Genomic DNA, 18,777 nt, shown 5'->3' with positions numbered 1-18,777 from the left:
TTATCCACAATATGAGATTTTGTCTTACCATTTTTCCGTCAAATACTTCCAGTATCTTTTCGGAACATGCTGAATATGGAGTTTCATATTCTTTCGCTCTACAATATTGGTTTTAGTAAAATATCGCTGCCAAAGCACCTGATAATTCATCTCTTCATCATGAAATTTTTGCTGATACTTATTGAAATCCGGCTTTTCATCAGGGTAGAAGAATTCGCAGTTTTCCAGATCGTAAAAAATGCCGTAATTTCTCCTCAGATCATAGATCATCCATTTCTGATCTTGATACCGGTCATTAAAATGTTTTCGGATTAACGGAAGAACATTGAAGTCGGGATCTATTTTGGAAAAGAAAACACCATCTTTCATTTTTTCAAAGCGGACAAAAGCAGTCATTCTGTGCCTTTCCCTATCAACCGATTTACAGATTTTTGAAATTTGTAGAATATTGTTATCTGCAAAGTTTTCAAGAATATTTTCTTCGGGATATCTGATGGATTGTCTGACGGCAGACAGGATGAGGTTCTCAAGATCCGGATCTTCTGATAAAAAAACTTTTAAAAGTTTATGAATACCCGCTTTCCCAATATTTTGCTCCAATTTGTTGAGAACCCGCTCAGACTTTTCTGTTTGCGTGATGACTTCGTGGATTTCAGCAAAAATATTTTCCTGATGAAACCTTTCCCTGCTTGCAATTTCCACATCTTTATAACGGTATTCAAAAACTTCAAATACCGCAGTGAAAAGACCATCAAAACTTCCATCGTAGAGTAGGGTTGTCATCATTAATTTTAAAATTTAGTTGTGCTGCCTGTCATTCTGATATTCTTCCTTCGTCAGAATGACAAATGTGCTGTTTTATCGAAGTAATAAATTAGTGATCATTTATGAGAAAATTCGTGTAGTTTGTGTTTAAAACAATGTCAGTTGTTGGGAAAACTGATTGTGAAACTTTGAAGAGCTTCCACCTATCAACAGCTTTCTGAAATTTTTATCAGTTAAATACTTCAGGTAGGCATTCCCAGCAGTGAAATCAATGAAATATTTTGCCCTGTTGACAGCTGCTCCTAATTTTTTTAAATGCTCCATCGTTAAAACCTGAAAACGTCTTGCACTGATAATTTTTTGAGCCGTTTTTACCCCAATTCCCGGAATTCTTAAAATTGTTCGATATTCTGCAGTCTGAAGATTCACCGGAAACTGATCCAGATTTCGTAATGCCCAGCTTAATTTCGGATCCATTTCAAGATCAAGAAAAGGAACATTAGGATCTAAAATTTCTTCAGCTTTAAAACCATAAAATCTCATCAGCCAATCCGACTGATACAACCGGTTTTCACGAAGCATAGGAACCTCGGTTGTTAAAGAAGGTAATCTTTGATCTTCCAAAACGGGAACATATCCTGAATAATAGACTCTTTTGAGATTGAAGTTTTTGTAAAAATGATCAGCCACTTTAATGATCTGTAAGTCGTTTTCATTGGTTGCGCCTACAATCATCTGTGTAGATTGTCCTGCCGGAGCAAACTTGGGTACTTTTTTTAAAACTTTCTTTTCATCCTTATACTGAATAATTCCTTTTTGAATATATCGCATAGGACTGATCATATCCTGCCTGTTCTTTTCAGGAGCCAATAATTTTAATCCGCTTTCTGTAGGGATTTCAATGTTTACCGATAAACGGTCTGCATACAAAGCAGCTTCCTGCATCAGATCATCACTTGCCCCGGGAATAGATTTCAGATGGATATACCCATTAAAATTTTCTTCCAGACGCAGCTTTTTGGCCACTCTCACCAGACGTTCCATGGTTGTGTCTGCATTTTTGAAAATTCCGGAACTCAGAAATAACCCTTCAATATAATTTCTTCTGTAAAAATTAATGGTAAGATCTACGACTTCTTCTACCGTAAAAGCAGCTCTTTTAATATCATTTGAACTTCTTGAGACACAGTAAGCACAATCGTAGATACAATGATTGGTCAATAGAATTTTAAGCAAAGAAACACATCGCCCATCTTCTGTATAAGTATGGCAGATGCCACTTGCGGAACTATCTCCTAAAGCTCCTTTTTTATTCTTTCTTGAGCCGCCGCTGGACGAACACGAAACATCATATTTCGCTGCATCGGCAAGGATTTCCAGTTTTTCTTTAAGGCGGTCAAAATCCATATTTTTAAATGTTTGATATGTTTTGTATCTGAACTGTATTTTAATTTTGTTCAAATTTAGTTCCAAAATTGATAAAAGTCAATCTTTTTTCATAGAAGTTATCAACAAAAAAGAGTCTCAAAATCATTATATTTACGGCTCATAAAGTTTATATCATGAATCATAAACCAATCGAAGGTTTTTCCAAGCTTCCAAAGCAGGGGAAAATCGACTGGCTCGTAAACGAATATCTTGAAGGAAACCAGGAATATCAAAATATATTAAAACAATACTGGAACGATGATGCAGATCTTCAGAAACTTCACGATGAGTTTTCTGAAAATACCATCTCCAATTTTTATATGCCTTACGGAATTGCTCCGAACTTTCTGATCGATGGAAAACTGTTGGCACTTCCAATGGCCGTTGAAGAAAGTTCTGTAGTTGCCGCCGCTTCCAAAGCTGCGAAATTCTGGATCGATAAAGGAGGTTTCAAAACAACGATTATCAACACTGAAAAACTTGGGCACACCCATTTTATTTTTAATGTTGAACCTCATAAATTATTACATTTCTTTAATTTCAGTTTAAAGAAAAAGTTACTTGAAGCTACAGAAGATATCACTGCGAACATGAGAAAACGCGGTGGTGGTATTTTAAATATCAATCTGGTGGATAAAACTGCAGAAATGCCGAATTATTACCAGCTGAAAGCAAGCTTTGATACGGTAGATTCCATGGGAGCAAACTTTATCAACTCATGTCTTGAGCAGTTTGGAAAAACTTTGAGACAGGAAGTAGCAACAAGCGAAGATTTTACTCAGGAAGAAAAGAATTCATTGCAGATCGTGATGAATATCCTTTCCAACTTTACCCCTGACTGTATTGTGAGAGCTGAGGTTTCCTGTAAAATGGAAGATTTAAAAGATGACAGCGGAATTTCTCCTGAAGAATTTGCTTCGAAATTCAAACAGGCAGTTACCATCGCTGAAATTGAACCTTACCGTGCAACCACTCATAATAAAGGAGTAATGAATGGCGTAGATGCGGTTGTCATTGCAACCGGAAATGATTTCAGAGCTACAGAAGCCTGTGCACATGCTTATGCTGCAAGAGATGGGCAATACAGATCTTTGACGCATTGTACCACAGATAACGGAGTATTCAGATTCTGGATTGATCTTCCTATTTCTGTAGGAGTTGTAGGAGGACTTACCAATCTTCACCCTTTGGTAAAATTCTCGTTAGCGCTACTTGGAAAACCTTCTGCACAGGAGCTGATGAGTATTCTTGCTGTTTCTGGTCTTGCACAAAACTTTGGTGCATTGCGTTCGCTGGTAACTACAGGAATCCAGAAAGGGCATATGAAAATGCACTTATTGAATATTCTGAATCAGTTGGGAGCTACCGAAGAAGAAAAGCAGCACTTTGTAACGTATTTCAAAGATAAGACGGTGAGCCACCACGAGGTGATCAATGAATTTAACAGAATGAGAGGAAACTAATGTTACAGATCATTTTGCCCATCGTATTTCTTCTTTTTGGATTCTTTTTAAAGAAAACCAATAATGAAGGGTTCAGAAGCTCTAAGAGATTTGCCAATATGTTTATCATACTGGGAATTTCTACGTTGGTTGCTAAGTTTATTTTAATGTACTTAAAATCAAAATAGTGAAAAGGAGTATTGTATTTTTCTTATTGATTTCAGGTTTAGGTTTTTCGCAGCAGAAAGAAGTGAAAATAAATAACCTGCCGCCAAAATCTGAAAACTTTGTATTTCCTGTGGTTACTTATGCAGGAAATCCAGCAGTTGCCGATAAGATCAATACATTTCTGCAGGTGAAAGAACTGGAATATATTCCGAATTCTGGCGGAAATCCTTTTAAACTAGCCTCTACCGCAACCAATTCTTATTCCAATTATGTTTACTTCTATGATTGGGAGAAACTGGAAACGCCTAAAAATATCTTAACAATGGGTATTCATGGTGAAGCTTCTGGAGCCTATCCGGAAGAATTTGAAGATTGGAAGAATTTTGATCTAAGGACGGGGAATTTCATCAATGCTGAAAATTTATTTCGGGCAGAGAGTAGGAAAGCAGTCAATGGTTTGATTCAAAGTAGAGTAAAAAAGAGGGTGAATGACTTTCTTTTGAAATTAAAATCTGAAAAAAATCCATCAGAGGAAGTTCAGGATCAAATTGCAATGTATGAAGATTGTTTCATAGAACATACTTTGAACGGTATCCGGTATTTTTTTGGTAAGGATAAAATTACTTTTGTGGCAGGCAGATGTTCTAACCATGCGATGAGGGCATTGGACGATCTGGGAAGCCATGAGCTTGAATTTACCTATAAAGAACTTGAAAAATACCTGAGTATTTATGGTGAAAATCTGATTTCAGGTTCGGAAAAGATAGGGCAGACTGGGCCCGGGAATAAACTGTTCAAAGGAAAAATTGACGGGAAATATCCTGTTACGGTTTTGTTTAACGAAATTAATGAGGACGATTCTTTTTCGGCCACTTATTGGTATGATAAGAATAAAAAACCAATTAACTGGAGAGGAGAATTTATTCACGATCATTTTTCTATCACCGAAGATGATTATCATAGCGAAGAACTTAAAGAATGGGTTCCAAAAGCCTTAATAGAAGCTGACTTAAAAGGAAATAAAATCATTGGAACCTGGCAGGACTATAAAACAAAAAAATATTTAACCTTAGAATTAGAAGAGCTATAAAATGAAAACAATTACTTTAGTTTTTGGAGCGGTTTACGGAATGGTGTCTGTGATCCTGGGTGCATTCGGAGCGCATGCTTTAAAGAAAATATTAGCTGTGGAAAGGCTGGAAAGCTTTGAAACAGGAGTAAGGTATCAGATGTATGCGGCATTTTTCCTGCTGATCATCGGATATATCTTAAAATTTGAAACTTCTGCTGAGAGATGGACTTCCATTTTAATGATTGCAGGAACCTTATTATTCTCAGTGAGTATCTATTTCCTGAGTATGCAGGATTATTTGGGAATGAATCTTAAATTTTTAGGACCTATCACTCCGCTTGGAGGTTTAATGATGATTTTAAGCTGGGGAATGCTTATCTTTTATTTTGCCAAAAATAGAATTTAAGAATGAAAATTAATAGAGGAAGGCAGTTCATATGAACATTCAATCTCTTCAATCTGAGAAATTAACGGAGGAATAAGGGAAAATCGAGTGATATGTTAAAAATCAAGTCAATCAGACTTTAATTTTTGAGTCAATAAACTTGAACTTCCATGTCTTTTTAGTAAATTTGTCAACCTTTAAATATTAAAATAAAATAATAAAAATAATATGAATCTTCACGAGTATCAATCAAAAGAGATTTTATCAAAGTATGGAGTAGCTATCCAACGTGGTTTCGTTGCAAACAACGTAGATGAAGCTGTAGCAGCTGCTGAAAAATTGACTGCTGAAACCGGAGCACAGGCTTGGGTTGTAAAAGCGCAGATTCACGCAGGTGGTCGTGGTAAAGGTGGGGGTGTTAAGTTTTCTCCAAACATGGATAAACTTAAAGAGAACGCTCAGAATATCATCGGAATGCAGTTGGTAACTCCTCAAACTTCTGCTGAAGGTAAAAAAGTACACTCTGTTTTGATTGCAGAAGATGTTTATTATCCGGGAGAATCTGAAACTAAAGAATTTTATGTTTCTATTCTTTTAGATAGAGCTGAAGGAAAAAATACAATCGTATATTCTACTGAAGGGGGTATGGATATTGAGCACGTTGCTGAAGTAACTCCTCATTTGATCCACAACGAATTGATTGATCCAGCTATCGGTCTTCAAGGGTTCCAGGCTAGAAAAATTGCTTTCAACCTAGGCCTTGAAGGAAATGCGTTCAAAGAATTTGTGAAATTTATTTCATCTCTTTACAATGCGTATACAGGAATTGATGCTTCTCTTTTTGAAATCAACCCGGTATTAAAAACTTCTGATAACAAAATTATCGCTGTAGATGCTAAAGTAACTTTAGATGACAACTCATTGTTCCGTCACAAAGACTTAGCTGAACTTAGAGATACAAGAGAAGAAGATCCAATGGATGTAGAAGCTGGTGAAGCGGGGCTTAACTTCGTAAAACTGGATGGTAACGTTGCTTGTATGGTAAACGGAGCTGGTCTTGCAATGGCAACTATGGATATCATCAAATTATCAGGTGGTAACCCTGCTAACTTCCTTGACGTGGGTGGTACTGCTGATGCTCAGAGAGTACAGACTGCTTTCGGAATTATCTTAAGAGATCCAAACGTAAAAGCTATTTTGATCAACATCTTCGGAGGTATCGTAAGATGTGACAGAGTTGCTCAGGGGGTTGTAGATGCTTACAAAGCTATGGGTAGCCTTCCGGTTCCATTGATCGTAAGATTACAGGGAACTAACGCTGTAGAAGCTAAAAAATTAATTGACGAGTCTGGTCTTCCGGTACACTCTGCAATTACTTTAGAAGAAGCTGCAAACAAAGTAAAAGAAGTTTTAGCGTAATTCTAAAATTTTCAAATAAATAGAAAACCGTTCCATTTTTGGAACGGTTTTTTAATGCATATGAAGAAACTTATTATCCATGAAAAACGTATATATTCCAAAACCATGCTCTGAAAACTGGGAATTCATGTCTCCACAGGACAAAGGACGATTCTGCGATTTATGTAATAAATGTGTTGTTGATTTTACAGAAAAGAATCCTCAGGAGGTTGAACAGATTTTAGAAGAAAATAAAAATACCCGGATCTGTGGAAGATTTTACAATCATCAGTTAGGCGATCATATTGACCAATCACAAAAGTTTAAGGTTAATTTTCTGAAATATATTCCTTCTTCTTTTCACAATAACAGCATTGTTTTAAGCTTATTTTCTGTGATTTTATTTTTAATAGGGTGCTCAAAACCAAAAGTAGAAACGTATGCTACAACAGGTTTTGTTGATGTGATAGAAGAGGATTCCTGCGCTGCTAATGATAAGTATGCAATGGGAGAAGCACGCATTATGGATAATGACAGTATTGCCAAAATGCCTAAAAATGATACTATAAAATTGAAAAGAAAAGAGAGTAAGAAGTAGTTTATTTTTTAGAACAGATATAAAAAGACCACTTCAAAAGTTGAAATGGTCTCTATTTTTTATTTGAATTCCTTACTTATCCTGATGGCTTTCAGGTAAAATATTCTCTCCACTCGTAATACTGATGCTTGTAGGCGTTACCAACTGCACTTTATCCACATCAAAACGTTCTTTAATACCTAAATAAGCCTTACTTCTTACCTGAGCCAGGTTAGCACCTACTTTTATCCAGAACTTCACCTGCAGGTTAAATGCGCCTTGTTTCAGATCGGTAAAGATCACCTCTATGGTGTCTAGCTTATCCACATTGTCAAGGTTTTTAATCACATCCAGAATTCCTTTCTGTGCTTTACTGATATCTTCATCAGCAGGAATTTCAAAATTTAAAATAATCCTGCGCTGTGGTGAAGCCGTAATATTATAAAACGGTGCATTGAAGACTACCTGATTAGGAATATAAGCCTTTTTTCCATCGTCGGTAAGAAGTTTCGTAGTTAAAAATCCTATTTCCTGTACTGTTCCTGAATGAGCTCCAATCGTAATATAATCTCCTACTTTGTATGCTTTATCAATTCCGATCAGCATTCCTGAAAAAATACTTGAAACCAAATCTTTCAGCGCAACCCCGGCAATAACCCCGGCAACTCCCAAGCTTCCGATAAATTTCCAAAGAAAACCGCTGAAACCCATTATTTCCAACGCAATAAAGGTTCCCATCAGCATGATCAGAAATCTGAATACACTGATTAAAGTTACTAATGAGCTTTCTTTTTTGCTCTTCGGGAAGAATTTATGGAAGATTTTTACGGCTGCCTGGCTTAAATATTTACTGGTAATCAGGAAAAATGTAAATACTAAAATTCCGACAATGAGTTTTGGGGTAAGCTCTGCAAAGGTCACATACCAGTTTTCCAATACCTTATAAACAAGATCTACATACCTGAGTCCGGTCTTCTCCATGAATAAAATTTTAATAAAGATATAAATTTTCATCAAAAAATTTGCCAGTTCCAAAAAGTCTACTAAATTTGTAGACTATAAAGAGAAAACATTATGTCAATCAAACTAGGAGATACAGCACCCAACTTTCAGGCAGAGTCATCAGTAGGAGATATCAATTTCTATAATTATCTGGGAGATTCTTGGGGGATTCTGTTTTCGCATCCTGCAGATTATACCCCGGTATGCACTACAGAGTTGGGATACACCGCAAAATTGCAGTCTGAATTTGATGCCAGAGGAACAAAAGTGATTGCTTTAAGTGTAGATGGAGTAGAAGATCATCAAAACTGGGTAAAAGATATTAATCAAACTCAGAATACCAATGTGCAGTTTCCTATTATTGCTGATAAAGACAGAAAAGTTTCGGAGCTGTATGATTTTATTCATCCCAATGCTTCTGCTACTGCGACTGTACGTTCTCTTTTGATTATTGACCCTTCCAAAAAAGTAAGACTGATTATTACCTATCCGGCCTCTACAGGAAGAAATTTTGACGAAATCCTTAGAGTGCTGGATTCTTTGCAGCTTGTGGATAACTATCGTGTGGCTACTCCTGTTAATTGGGAAAATGGAGAAGATGTAATTGTTCTGCCAACGATTTCTACAGAAGAAGCAAGGAAGATATTCCCAAAAGGGGTGACGGAAATAAAACCTTATTTACGATACACGCCACAACCCAATACATGATTTATTTGATTTTTTATAGTTTAGTTTTAATTTGTACGAAAAGCGCCCCGAAATAAATTTTCGGGGCGCTTTCATTTTTTTATAAGTATTTCAGTGATTACTTAACGTCGTTGATGATTTGTTTTGCTTTAGACGTTGGAAGATAAATCTGGAATCCTAAACCAAAAGTAATTTTGTTAGTATATCCACCACTTCCGAATCCTGCATTTGCATCATATTTCACTAAACCTTCCAATCCGATGTTTGGAGTGATGAAGTAAGAATAACCAGGTCCAAATCCGAAGTTAAGACCGTTAGAAGAAGAACCTCCTTTAGAGATTGACATACCTCCAACACCTACGTTACCTTCGAAGAACCATCTTCCGTGGTGAAGCAAGTTGTTTACTCCCTGCTCTCCCGGGTTAAGATAATAACGTCCTAATGCTCCAACATTATATGTAAAAGTAGTAGGTGCATCTTTAGCTCCTTTGAATCCTAAATCCACATATCCCCCAACTGCAATATTATCTTCGATGAAATATGCTCCTTTTGGCTGAATTGCAAAGTCATATCCTGCTCCTTCATTTAAACCAAAATTTGCCCCTACAAGGTTACCCCCTACCATCCAATTACCTTTTTGAATCTGAGCGTTTGCGGTTGCTGTTAAACCTGCTACGGCTAATATCCCTGTTAAAATAAGTTTTTTCATAATTTATTATTTTAATAATTAAATGTTTATTATTCACGAGTTATAGAAAAAACAATAAATGTGCCATACTCTTAATTTTAGGTAATTTTTCTAAATAAACGTTAACATTCTCAGGGAGATATAATTCATTTTTTTAACATATTAACTGAGAATTTCATAATGATAAAGAAAATAAAAAGCGGGTTTTAAAAAGGAAATGATAAATATGGGTGATAATCCCAAGTGGTTTTTCTCCTTTGTTCAGTTTGCTGAGTATTAAATAAATAAAAGAATGATAGAGATGATCAGCCCTGCAATCGTAAACTTGATTCCGCGTTTGAAAGCCTTTGTTTTAGGATTAAACATCCAGAAGCTTGAAATCACAAAAAAGAAAAGAGAAACTCCAAAAAATACACTTAAAGGCGATATCGCATCTTTAGACTGTGATTTGTGAAGAGAAACCATTTTGTCTAATACGAAAGGTAATTCTTTCTTAGTGTATTTGGCTTTTCCGGTTGCGCTGTCATAAGTTCCCTGTTTAAAATAAAGAACGCTTCCTTCTGTTTTTTCCACTTCAAGACCTTTCATCTTCAGCTCTTTTTTCAGTTCTTTCTCTGAAAGATTGGCTGCGATATTTTTTTCATATTTTTTTTCGTTCTTCAGAAAATCAGTATCTCTGTACACCAGAAGAATTCCACTTAACGAATATACAGCCATAATCCCGGCAAGGAAATACCCCAGATAACGGTGGGTAATTCTCATGAAAGTTCTTGTGTCTTTAATCTTATCCATATCTTATTGTTTTGTTTTTGTTTTAAAATTTCAAAAGTGGAAACTGCAAAAATGCAATCTCCACTTTTAATGAAAGAATTATTATAAAAAGAATTCTAGAGTCTGTATGTTAGTGTGAAATAGTAGTTTCTAGGTGTGATAGGATTCACTGAATAATTTTCATGAACATTGTAGTTTACGACATCAAACAGGTTCCCCACTTTCCCCTGGATAGAAAATTTATTCCATTCGTAGCCTACAGATACAGAAACGGTTGTGTAGTCTTTCAGATCAAACATTCTGCTCACATTATTTCTGCTTGTGTTTGTAGATTTTGAATCATTCCATCCGGCGATTCTGTCTCCGATGTAATAAACTCCAGCTCCAATTTTTAATCCTTTTACATAGTTTGTAAATTTATAGAAAACAGAAGCATTTGCTGTTGTAGCAGGAGTCCTTACCAATCTTTGGTTTTCAACATATCCTTTTTCAGGAGTGTCCGTGTAAACGGAATTGTTATAAGAAAAACCTCCGATTATAGATAAGTTTTCTGTTGGATTTCCTGTAATGTCCAGTTCCACACCACGGCTTCTCATATTTCCTGCAAATTCTTTAAGATTGGTATCTGTGGAATTTACCGGTACTCCGTTCGGAGCAGAAGCAAACCAATACGTTTGATAGTAATTATTGTACATGATCTGGTAAGCTGTTAAGTTAACTGCTAAAGCATTGTTCCAGAAATTCTTTTTAATACCAATTTCATATTGATCAACAGTTGATGGCTTTATGCTTTGTTTTGATAAAGTGTTTAACTGAGCTTGAACATCTGAAGCAGATTGATTGGTATTTACTGTTCCAAATTGATCTGAAGTATACCCCGCATTTGCTGCAAAAGAATTCGTATACGTTGCGAACACCGAAAGGTTTTCATTTGGCGCATACACCAAACCTACTTTTGGAGAGAATGCATTGTCAGATGTTGAAGAATTGGCTACTTCAATTTTGTCATTTAATGTAAAACGAGTGGTCAGCGTAGGCATATTTTCTATGTAAGACCATCTTAACCCTGCAATTACTTTTAGTTGTTTTGTTATGCTGATAAAATCCTGTGCATAGATCCCGATTCTTCTTGTATTGATTCTGTTTCTTGTACTAAGAGTAGAATTCGGCATATCAATACTTCCCCACGTTGATGGATCATCTAAATACAGAAGATTTCTTGGAGCCGTAACAGTATAAGCATACGCATCTGCCTGGCTGTAATCGGCATCAGCACCAATTAAAACTTTATGGTTGATTTTTCCTGTATTGAATTCACCATTGATGTTTACTTGTGCAGAAGTATAATTTTGTTCGTTGTAAGTTCTGCCAAAAGGTCTTTTCCATGATAATCTGTTAGGATCTACAGTGGCATCTTTGGTGTCATATATCCATTGTACTCTTTCAGAAGAAAAATAATCTTTAGTATAGTTTTGATAAGAAGCCGTAGCGTTCAAAGACCATCTTTCGTTAAATTGATGATTAAAAGTTACGTTCGTAGAAGCTTGCTGTACATTTTGATATTGCCAGTCAGTTCCGAAGAATGTGTTTCTGGAAACAGCATCATTTAATCTGTAGCTTTGATCTTTTTCAGTAATAGATCCAATTCCGAAATCCGGGGTGAAATTATTTTTAAGATAATCTGCCTCAACAATTAATTGAGATTTATCGCTTAAATTAAATAAGAATGAAGGATTGAAATAGTATTTCTCTGATTCTACAACATCTCTGAAACTTTCAGCATGCTCGTAGGCACCATTTATTCTGAATGCAACATTTTTTGATAAAGGTCCATAAATATCAACTGTTGGTTTATAAGAATTCCAGCTTCCCCCGTTTAATCCTACGCTTCCCCCAAAATTAAATTTTGGTTTTTTGGTAATCATATTGATAACACCACCAGCTGCTGTATTACCAAAAAGCATAGCATTCGCTCCCTTTAAAACTTCTACTCTTTCCAGACCACTTACTTCAGGGAAAACACCACTGTTTATTCTTGAACCATTCTTAAAGATGTTATCATTTCCTAAAATGAAACCACGTCCACCAAAGCTGTCCTGAGAATTTCCTCTGGATGAAGTGATATACAATCCATTTACATTTTGAAGAACATCACTAAGCTGTTTTGCCTGCTGCTGCTCAATGATTTCATGAGTAACAATAGCAATAGGCTGTGGATTTTCCATTACCGTCAGATTTGATTTTGTCGATAATGGTCTTGCCTGGTTTGGATTTCCTGTTTTATGAAGATTGATATCCTCAATGGTCTGAGTTCTGATGGTGTCTGCTTCAACGTTTTTCAGCTGTGAACTTGCTGAAACAGCAATAAATAGAAGACCTAAAGAAAGTAATTGTCTTTTCATTTTATTTTTATGTAGAACAGTTTTAAATAAGGCGCAAATGTAAGTATTTGTTTAGAATAGATAAAAATAATTTTATGATTTAAATCATATTTTTCAGCGTTAGTGAGATGGATTATTTCTATACCTCCTTTAGATTGAGGAATAGAGCGTTTTTTATGAATATATTTGTTAAAAATTATAATATGCAATTGGTAAAAGCAGGGCTTTGTGCCTTTGGAATGAGCGGAAAAGTGTTCCATGCTCCTTTTTTAAAGGAACATCCGGGATTTTTTATATCTGCCGTAGTGGAAAGAAGTAAGGAAGAATCGAAGGAGAAGTACCCCGAAGCAACCATTTACCGTTCTGTGGAAGAAATGCTTCAGCAGGCAGATGTAGAATTGGTCATCATCAATACTCCGGTTCAGACCCATTATGAGTATGCAAAAAAAGCATTGGAAGCAGGAAAAAATATTATTGTAGAAAAACCTTTTACAGTCAATGTTGCTGAAGCAGAAGAGCTGGTACAATTGGCAGAAGAAAAAGGACTGTTCCTAAGTGTATATCAAAACAGAAGATTCGACCGTGATTTCTTACAGGTTCAGAAGATTTTAAATGATAAAAAAATAGGGAATATTAAAGAGGCTGAAATCCGCTTTGACAGATTCCGTACAACACCCAGCGGAAAACAGCATAAAGAAAGTCCGGATCAGGTAGGTGCAGGAACACTTCATGATCTGGGAGCACATCTTGTAGACCAGGCTGTACAGTATTTTGGATATCCTGAAAAACTTTTTGCAGATGTATTTTCTATGAAAGGAAGTGAGTTTGCTAACGATTACTTTGAAATCCTCTTATTCTATAAAGATAACCTGAGAGTAAGGCTGAAATCGTCTGTTTTCAGTAAAGAAGGACACTACGCCTATACTATTCACGGCGACAGAGGAACTTTCTTACAGGAAAGAACAGATAATCAGGAAAATGAATTGGTAGCAGGTGCCATTCCTGAATATGGTAAAGAATGGACCCAGCCATTGAAAGAGGCTGATGGAATTTTAAACTTCCTGAATGATGATTCTGAGACTGAAAGAATTCTGACGTCCAGTGAAGCTGGAAATTATATGGATTATTACCAGCAGATCTACGAGCACATTGTGTTTGGATATGCTTTACCATCTCCGGGAAGAGAAGTTATTCAGAATATGAAAATTATTGATGCTTCTCTGGAAAGTGCAAAAGAAGAAAGAGTAATTAAATTATAAAAGGGGTATTTAGTTATAAATGATGAGTTATGAATTATGAATGAGTCAGAGTGTTTGAGAGTTTTAGGGTTTGAGTGTAAATGAGTTTGAAACTTCTAATCACGACTGCTATCAACCTTGAACTTTAAACTTTGAACCTTAAATCCATTCATAATTCATAATTTTTAACTCATAATTATTAAAGGATTTCCTGAAGCTCCAGCCATCTCATCTCATGGTTCTCCAGTTTTTCTGAAACCGTTTCCAGTTCGGAAGAGAGTTTGGCGATCTTTTCGTAATCCGCTTCATTATTGAGCTGATCCAGAATTTTGGAACGCTGGTCTTCAAGTTCCGGCATTTCCTTTTCTATCGTTTCCAGCTCTTTTTGTTCCTTAAAAGTTAATTTTCTTTTTTTAGAGGCAGCAGCTGGAGCGGTTTCTGTTACAGTAATAGCTTCTTTAGCGGGCTCAGGTTTTACAGTGGCATTTTTTTCCAATGCTTCTTCACGGCTTCTTGCCTCTCGGTATTCAGAGAAATTTCCTACAAAATTTCTGATTTTTCCGTCACCTTCAAAAGCCAGGATATGATCTACAATTCTGTCCATGAAGTATCGGTCGTGGGAAACAATAATCAATGATCCCTGGAATTGCTGAAGGAAATTTTCAAGAACCGTTAGCGTAGGAAGATCAAGGTCATTCGTAGGCTCATCAAAAATCAGGAAATTAGGATTCTGATACAAAATATACATCAGGTGAAGCCTTCTCTTTTCCCCACCTGAAAGTTTGGAGATAGGAGAGTACTGGGTCTGATCGTCAAATAAGAACAGTCTTAAGAATTGCGATGCAGACAGGCTTCTTCCATTGGCCAAAGGATAAAATTCTGCAATTTCCTTGATGAAATCAATCACACGCTCATCCTCTTTATAAGTAAGCCCTTTCTGAGCGAAATAACCGAAAGATATAGTTTCTCCGGTTTCAATTTCTCCCTTGTCAGCTTTTTCCAAACCTTGGATAATATTAAGCAGGGTAGATTTTCCAGCACCGTTTTTCCCGATAATTCCAACCTTTTCACCACGTTGAAACTGGTAGCTGAAATCTTTTAGAAGAACTTTTGATCCAAAACTTTTATCAATATGTTTAAGTTCGAGAATTTTATTTCCCAGACGCTTCATCTCAAAATCCAGTTCCAAACCATCCTTTCTGGTGTCAGTTTTGGCAACCTTTTCAGTTTCGTAGAAAGCATCAATTCTGCTCTTTGATTTTGTAGTTCTGGCTTTCGGCTGTCTGCGCATCCACTCCAGCTCCTTTCGGTAAAGGTTATTGGCCTTATCAATCGTAGCATTAAGATTCTCCTCACGAATCATTTTGTTTTCAAGATAAGTAGCGTATGAACCATTATGAACATACAGATTTCTATCTTCCATTTCCCAGATAATGTCACAAACACTGTCAAGGAAATATCGGTCGTGGGTTACGAGTAATAATGTGATTTTTGCTTTATTCAGATAATTTTCAAGCCATTCTACCATATCCACATCAAGGTGGTTGGTAGGTTCATCCATGATAAGAAGCGTATGTCTGTGTTCGGCTCTTGTTTCCGTCAAAAGTTTAGCCAGTGCTACACGTTTGATCTGACCTCCCGAAAGCGTTCCCATTTTGGCATCCAGATCAGTAATCTTAAGCTGAGAAAGAATCTGTTTCATTTCATTTTCAAGATCCCAAGCCTTGTGAGCTTCCATATCAGCCAATGCTTTCTCAATAAAATCATTGTCTGTAGAATGAAGTGATAGATGATAATTCTTAAGAGCAAGAATAGGTTCCGAATCCAGCGCCATCATAAATTCTTCAATGCTGAGTTTAGGATCGTAATCAATTTCCTGGTCAAATAATACCACCTGGATATCTTTATTGATGATCGCAGCTCCACTGTCTGCAATTTCTTTACCCATTAATATTTTCAGAAGGGTAGATTTTCCACTTCCGTTTTTGGCAACAATAGCAATTTTATCCCCTTCATTGATATGAAAAGTAATGTTTTCAAATAAAACTTTGATGCCGTATGATTTGGTAAGATTTTCTGCAGAAACGTAATTCATTGGAAATTAATGGTTTGATTTTAATTTTGAATTGAACCGCAAAAATACGAAAATGTAACCTAAAATTTTCCGGAACCTCTTTTATAAAAATGATTATTTATAATTTTTTAATAGAGTTTACAGGCTTGCTGGAAAAACTATTCAGTAAATTTGATAAGATATAATGAAAGCATTTTTAATAATATAAATAATACAAAATCTGATTGAAGTAATGAAAAAAGTAATTGTCGACATGGATGGGGTAATGGCAGATGTATATCATCAGCTGGTACAATTTGAAAAAAGAGATACGGGTAGAGAAATTGAAATCAGTGATTTGACAGGTGACAGGTAAACCTGAAATAGAATCATTTCCGAATGGGAAAAAGCACGTTAATGAAATAGGGTTTTTCAGAACGCTGCCTGTAATGAAAGGAAGTCGTGAAGCAATAGAATATCTGAATAATAAATACGATCTGTATATTGTCTCTGCAGGCATGGAATTTCCCAACAGCTTAAGAGAAAAATACGATTGGCTGGCAGAACATTTTCCATTCATCACCTGGGAGCAGATTGTTCTTTGTGGAAGCAAAAAAGTAGTTTCGGGAGATGTAATGATTGATGATTATCCAAAAAATCTGGATCATTTTTCAGGACAGAGATTGATTTTTACCCAGCCTCATAATGAACTGATAGAAAATGAAACTTACGAAAGAGTTCATTCTTGGGAAGAAGTTATGAATATCCTTTAGCAGCAAAGAATGTAAATGCTTTTTAGAGTTCTTTTAGAAATAATAGAATTTTTAAAAGAACTTTAACTATAGGAAGAATAATTTTAATAAAGAATTGTGACAGCTGACGATTTAAAATAAATAAGTTTGCGTCAAACTTTTAACATGAAAATATCTCATACTTTATTCTTCCTTTTGGCCGCTTCAGCCTTCCATGCACAGGTTATTTCCGGAACTATTATTTCTAAAAATGAAAATCAGCCGATTCCTTATGTGAAAATAGGGATTGAGAAGAAATCAACCGGGGCGATTTCGGATGAAAAAGGACAATTTTCAATTGATCTTTCCAATGCTGAACCACAGCAGAAAATAAAAATAGAAGTCCCGGGATATGATCTTTATCAGGAAACAATAGATAATTTTAAAAAGCATGATCAGCAAAAAGTATTTTTAACGGAGAAAACTAAAAATATTAAAGAGATTGCAATTAAACCTAAAAAACTTGTTGATAAGAACTGGGGAGTCAATACAAAAACAAAAAGTGTTATTTATTCTGTTAATCCGGAATTTGACCAAAAAAGTTTTCTTGGAGAAACCGCTTTGGAATTCAATGCTAAGAAAAGATCCAAAATTAAAAATATCAATCTGAATATAGCCAGCTATGTTTCTAACCAGCCTGTTTTAATGAGATATAGTATTTACAGTGAAAAAAATGGTTTTCCGGATAAAAATATTCTTGAAGAAGAGATTACCGTGGAACTTACTGAAAATATGATCAAAGACGGAACCTATACGCTGGATGTTAATGATCGTAATATCTGGGTTCAGGGAAAATTTTTTATCGGAATTCAGTTTTTAAAAGCTTTTGAAGGTAGGATTAAAATAAGTGCTGCTTTGTTCAGGACTGGATTTATAAGGGAATTTTATGGTGACTGGCAGAAAATGACCATTGCTGCACCAGCGATTAATATCGATGTGAAAATGGATAAAAACGGAAGCGGTAATCAGAGTGAAAATGATTAATACTGATGAGTAACTGAAGAATCAATCAGCTTCTTCCATCTTCACTAATCCAGCGTCAATCTTTTTAAAGACCAGGAATTACCATTATAAATATCAAGATCTACTTTAGCGTTGATGCCATGAACAATTCCATTTTCCGTAAACTGCCAGAAATCCCACTGGTCATCGGGAGACGGAGAAGGAACATCATTGTAATTGGCCAGCCATAAAGGATAACCTTCGAATTCACCTTTCAGGAAATCTTTATAATAATGGTAGTAGGTATAGATGATAGGTTTTTCACCATAAGTATCCTCTACAATTTTGCACCAGACTTTCAGGTCTTCAATCAGTTTTTTGTTCGTTTTACGTTTTGGAATTTTTTCAATATCAAGAATCGGAGGAAGATCTCCACTTTCAAGTTTTACATTTGCTAAAAAATTATTGGCCTGAATGACAGGGTCTTCATCAGCTCTGTAAAAATGGTAGGCACCACGGATCAGATCATGTTTTTTAGCCATTTCCCAGAACTCATCAAAATGCTTGTCAGCACTTTTATTTCCCATCGTAGCACGCATTACGACGAACTCCAGTGGAATCGTTTTATTACCAATACTGAGACTGTCCCATTTGATATCTTCTTTGTTCTGATAATGGGAAACATCAAAACCATAGGTCTTATCAAGGTTGTTCGTTAAAATTCTCTGAATTCTTGCGGCTTCCCTTTCGCTGTTGTGGAGTTTCTTGTGAGTGAATTTGTTAAAGTACAGTGCGTAATAATAGCTGATGGATTGCTTTAAATAAAAGCCGGTTCCGATAAGAGCAATAATTAAAATAGCCAATATTACCTTTCTGCGGAAAAAATAGTTCTTCCGTCTTGTTTTGTGGAGCTGTTTGGCAGTTTTTTTGGTGTACTTTTTTGGTGTCATAAAGTTTTGCAAAACTAACTTTTTTCACTGCTAAATGCT

The 18,777-nt window shown here is 35.8% G+C and carries 19 protein-coding genes; 11 read left to right on the top strand and 8 right to left on the bottom strand.

Translation table 11 applies throughout. From position 1 onward, the window contains the following. Positions 1-24 precede the first annotated feature (24 nt). Both DYR29_RS11870 and DYR29_RS11865 read right to left on the bottom strand, forming a co-directional pair. Entirely contained in the window at positions 25-786 is a 762-nt protein-coding gene (locus DYR29_RS11870; protein ID WP_342213389.1) for a TIGR03915 family putative DNA repair protein, read from the bottom strand. A gap of 126 nt (positions 787-912) precedes the next feature. After that, entirely contained in the window at positions 913-2,172 is a 1,260-nt protein-coding gene (locus DYR29_RS11865) for a putative DNA modification/repair radical SAM protein (protein WP_213277036.1), read from the bottom strand. A gap of 155 nt (positions 2,173-2,327) precedes the next feature. Here DYR29_RS11865 and DYR29_RS11860 point away from each other — a divergent pair, with 155 nt between their 5' ends. The 6 genes from DYR29_RS11860 (at position 2,328) to DYR29_RS11835 (ending at position 7,256) form a co-directional block, all read left to right on the top strand. Beyond that, complete coding sequence (locus tag DYR29_RS11860; protein ID WP_142717845.1) at positions 2,328-3,656, top strand: hydroxymethylglutaryl-CoA reductase, degradative; 1,329 nt, start codon at positions 2,328-2,330, stop codon at positions 3,654-3,656. Beyond that, entirely contained in the window at positions 3,656-3,823 is a 168-nt protein-coding gene (locus DYR29_RS11855; RefSeq protein WP_165828264.1) for a hypothetical protein, read from the top strand. The genes DYR29_RS11860 and DYR29_RS11855 overlap by 1 nt, the downstream gene beginning before the upstream one ends. Continuing rightward, positions 3,823-4,893, top strand: coding sequence for a hypothetical protein (locus DYR29_RS11850; protein ID WP_213277035.1), 1,071 nt, complete (start codon positions 3,823-3,825; stop codon positions 4,891-4,893). The genes DYR29_RS11855 and DYR29_RS11850 overlap by 1 nt, the downstream gene beginning before the upstream one ends. Before the next feature lies 1 nt (position 4,894). Continuing rightward, positions 4,895-5,281: a DUF423 domain-containing protein gene (locus DYR29_RS11845; RefSeq protein WP_047419964.1), complete on the top strand. Its 387-nt coding sequence runs from the start codon at positions 4,895-4,897 to the stop codon at positions 5,279-5,281. A 207-nt stretch (positions 5,282-5,488) separates the two neighbouring features. Continuing rightward, positions 5,489-6,679: an ADP-forming succinate--CoA ligase subunit beta gene (gene sucC / locus DYR29_RS11840; protein ID WP_045500844.1), complete on the top strand. Its 1,191-nt coding sequence runs from the start codon at positions 5,489-5,491 to the stop codon at positions 6,677-6,679. A 79-nt stretch (positions 6,680-6,758) separates the two neighbouring features. Further along, positions 6,759-7,256, top strand: a complete 498-nt coding sequence (locus tag DYR29_RS11835; protein WP_213277033.1) for a hypothetical protein — start codon at positions 6,759-6,761, stop codon at positions 7,254-7,256. A 72-nt stretch (positions 7,257-7,328) separates the two neighbouring features. Here the strand turns inward: DYR29_RS11835 and DYR29_RS11830 are convergent, their stop codons facing one another. Then, a complete protein-coding gene (locus tag DYR29_RS11830; protein WP_213277032.1) occupies positions 7,329-8,216 on the bottom strand; it encodes a mechanosensitive ion channel family protein in 888 nt (295 codons plus the stop codon). A 93-nt stretch (positions 8,217-8,309) separates the two neighbouring features. On the opposite strand from DYR29_RS11830, the gene DYR29_RS11825 reads away from it, so the two are divergent. Next, the gene (locus DYR29_RS11825; protein WP_213277031.1) at positions 8,310-8,945 is read left to right on the top strand and encodes a peroxiredoxin; all 636 of its coding nucleotides are present in this window, start codon (positions 8,310-8,312) and stop codon (positions 8,943-8,945) included. A 97-nt stretch (positions 8,946-9,042) separates the two neighbouring features. On the opposite strand, the gene DYR29_RS11820 is transcribed toward DYR29_RS11825, so the two are convergent. The 3 genes from DYR29_RS11820 to DYR29_RS11810 all read right to left on the bottom strand — a co-directional run bounded on the left by DYR29_RS11820 (position 9,043) and on the right by DYR29_RS11810 (position 12,785). Continuing rightward, entirely contained in the window at positions 9,043-9,633 is a 591-nt protein-coding gene (locus DYR29_RS11820) for a hypothetical protein (RefSeq protein WP_213277030.1), read from the bottom strand. Between the two features lie 255 nt (positions 9,634-9,888). Further along, a complete protein-coding gene (locus DYR29_RS11815) occupies positions 9,889-10,404 on the bottom strand; it encodes a hypothetical protein (RefSeq protein ID WP_213277029.1) in 516 nt (171 codons plus the stop codon). Between the two features lie 95 nt (positions 10,405-10,499). After that, a complete protein-coding gene (locus DYR29_RS11810) occupies positions 10,500-12,785 on the bottom strand; it encodes a TonB-dependent siderophore receptor (protein WP_213277028.1) in 2,286 nt (761 codons plus the stop codon). A 182-nt stretch (positions 12,786-12,967) separates the two neighbouring features. Between DYR29_RS11810 and DYR29_RS11805 the strand changes: the two genes are divergently transcribed. Further along, complete coding sequence (locus DYR29_RS11805) at positions 12,968-14,023, top strand: Gfo/Idh/MocA family oxidoreductase (protein ID WP_213277027.1); 1,056 nt, start codon at positions 12,968-12,970, stop codon at positions 14,021-14,023. A 178-nt stretch (positions 14,024-14,201) separates the two neighbouring features. Here the strand turns inward: DYR29_RS11805 and DYR29_RS11800 are convergent, their stop codons facing one another. Continuing rightward, positions 14,202-16,097 carry an ABC-F family ATP-binding cassette domain-containing protein gene (locus tag DYR29_RS11800; protein ID WP_213277026.1) on the bottom strand — a complete coding sequence of 632 codons (1,896 nt, stop codon included), beginning with the start codon at positions 16,095-16,097 and terminating at the stop codon, positions 14,202-14,204. A gap of 211 nt (positions 16,098-16,308) precedes the next feature. Between DYR29_RS11800 and DYR29_RS22935 the strand changes: the two genes are divergently transcribed. From DYR29_RS22935 to DYR29_RS11790, 3 genes are all read left to right on the top strand, one after another. Beyond that, positions 16,309-16,431 (top strand): hypothetical protein, encoded by a 123-nt coding sequence (locus tag DYR29_RS22935; RefSeq protein ID WP_274608366.1) that lies wholly within the window; start codon positions 16,309-16,311, stop codon positions 16,429-16,431. Next, positions 16,421-16,828, top strand: coding sequence for a 5' nucleotidase, NT5C type (locus tag DYR29_RS11795; RefSeq protein WP_249413486.1), 408 nt, complete (start codon positions 16,421-16,423; stop codon positions 16,826-16,828). The genes DYR29_RS22935 and DYR29_RS11795 overlap by 11 nt, the downstream gene beginning before the upstream one ends. Positions 16,829-16,972: 144 nt before the next feature. Next, positions 16,973-17,830: a carboxypeptidase-like regulatory domain-containing protein gene (locus DYR29_RS11790; protein WP_213277025.1), complete on the top strand. Its 858-nt coding sequence runs from the start codon at positions 16,973-16,975 to the stop codon at positions 17,828-17,830. A gap of 44 nt (positions 17,831-17,874) precedes the next feature. Here the strand turns inward: DYR29_RS11790 and DYR29_RS11785 are convergent, their stop codons facing one another. Further along, positions 17,875-18,738: a glycoside hydrolase family 25 protein gene (locus DYR29_RS11785; protein ID WP_213277023.1), complete on the bottom strand. Its 864-nt coding sequence runs from the start codon at positions 18,736-18,738 to the stop codon at positions 17,875-17,877. Positions 18,739-18,777 lie beyond the last annotated feature (39 nt).

This window comes from Chryseobacterium indologenes (assembly GCF_018362995.1).
Classification (GTDB): Bacteria; Bacteroidota; Bacteroidia; order Flavobacteriales; family Weeksellaceae; genus Chryseobacterium; species Chryseobacterium indologenes_G.
The sequence above is the reverse complement of the archived record's forward strand: the minus strand, read 5'-3'. Positions and strand labels throughout refer to the sequence as shown.

What these genes read in the sequence shown, in the direction of transcription:
- DYR29_RS11870 (WP_342213389.1), bottom strand. Translation starts at nt 786, where the DNA reads ATGATGACAACCCTACTCTACGATGGAAGTTTTGATGGTCTTTTCACT.
- DYR29_RS11865 (WP_213277036.1), bottom strand. Translation starts at nt 2,172, where the DNA reads ATGGATTTTGACCGCCTTAAAGAAAAACTGGAAATCCTTGCCGATGCA.
- DYR29_RS11860 (WP_142717845.1), top strand. Translation starts at nt 2,328, where the DNA reads ATGAATCATAAACCAATCGAAGGTTTTTCCAAGCTTCCAAAGCAGGGG.
- DYR29_RS11855 (WP_165828264.1), top strand. Translation starts at nt 3,656, where the DNA reads ATGTTACAGATCATTTTGCCCATCGTATTTCTTCTTTTTGGATTCTTT.
- DYR29_RS11845 (WP_047419964.1), top strand. Translation starts at nt 4,895, where the DNA reads ATGAAAACAATTACTTTAGTTTTTGGAGCGGTTTACGGAATGGTGTCT.
- sucC (WP_045500844.1), top strand. Translation starts at nt 5,489, where the DNA reads ATGAATCTTCACGAGTATCAATCAAAAGAGATTTTATCAAAGTATGGA.
- DYR29_RS11835 (WP_213277033.1), top strand. Translation starts at nt 6,759, where the DNA reads ATGAAAAACGTATATATTCCAAAACCATGCTCTGAAAACTGGGAATTC.
- DYR29_RS11830 (WP_213277032.1), bottom strand. Translation starts at nt 8,216, where the DNA reads ATGGAGAAGACCGGACTCAGGTATGTAGATCTTGTTTATAAGGTATTG.
- DYR29_RS11825 (WP_213277031.1), top strand. Translation starts at nt 8,310, where the DNA reads ATGTCAATCAAACTAGGAGATACAGCACCCAACTTTCAGGCAGAGTCA.
- DYR29_RS11820 (WP_213277030.1), bottom strand. Translation starts at nt 9,633, where the DNA reads ATGAAAAAACTTATTTTAACAGGGATATTAGCCGTAGCAGGTTTAACA.
- DYR29_RS11815 (WP_213277029.1), bottom strand. Translation starts at nt 10,404, where the DNA reads ATGGATAAGATTAAAGACACAAGAACTTTCATGAGAATTACCCACCGT.
- DYR29_RS11810 (WP_213277028.1), bottom strand. Translation starts at nt 12,785, where the DNA reads ATGAAAAGACAATTACTTTCTTTAGGTCTTCTATTTATTGCTGTTTCA.
- DYR29_RS11805 (WP_213277027.1), top strand. Translation starts at nt 12,968, where the DNA reads ATGCAATTGGTAAAAGCAGGGCTTTGTGCCTTTGGAATGAGCGGAAAA.
- DYR29_RS11800 (WP_213277026.1), bottom strand. Translation starts at nt 16,097, where the DNA reads ATGAATTACGTTTCTGCAGAAAATCTTACCAAATCATACGGCATCAAA.
- DYR29_RS22935 (WP_274608366.1), top strand. Translation starts at nt 16,309, where the DNA reads ATGAAAAAAGTAATTGTCGACATGGATGGGGTAATGGCAGATGTATAT.
- DYR29_RS11790 (WP_213277025.1), top strand. Translation starts at nt 16,973, where the DNA reads ATGAAAATATCTCATACTTTATTCTTCCTTTTGGCCGCTTCAGCCTTC.
- DYR29_RS11785 (WP_213277023.1), bottom strand. Translation starts at nt 18,738, where the DNA reads ATGACACCAAAAAAGTACACCAAAAAAACTGCCAAACAGCTCCACAAA.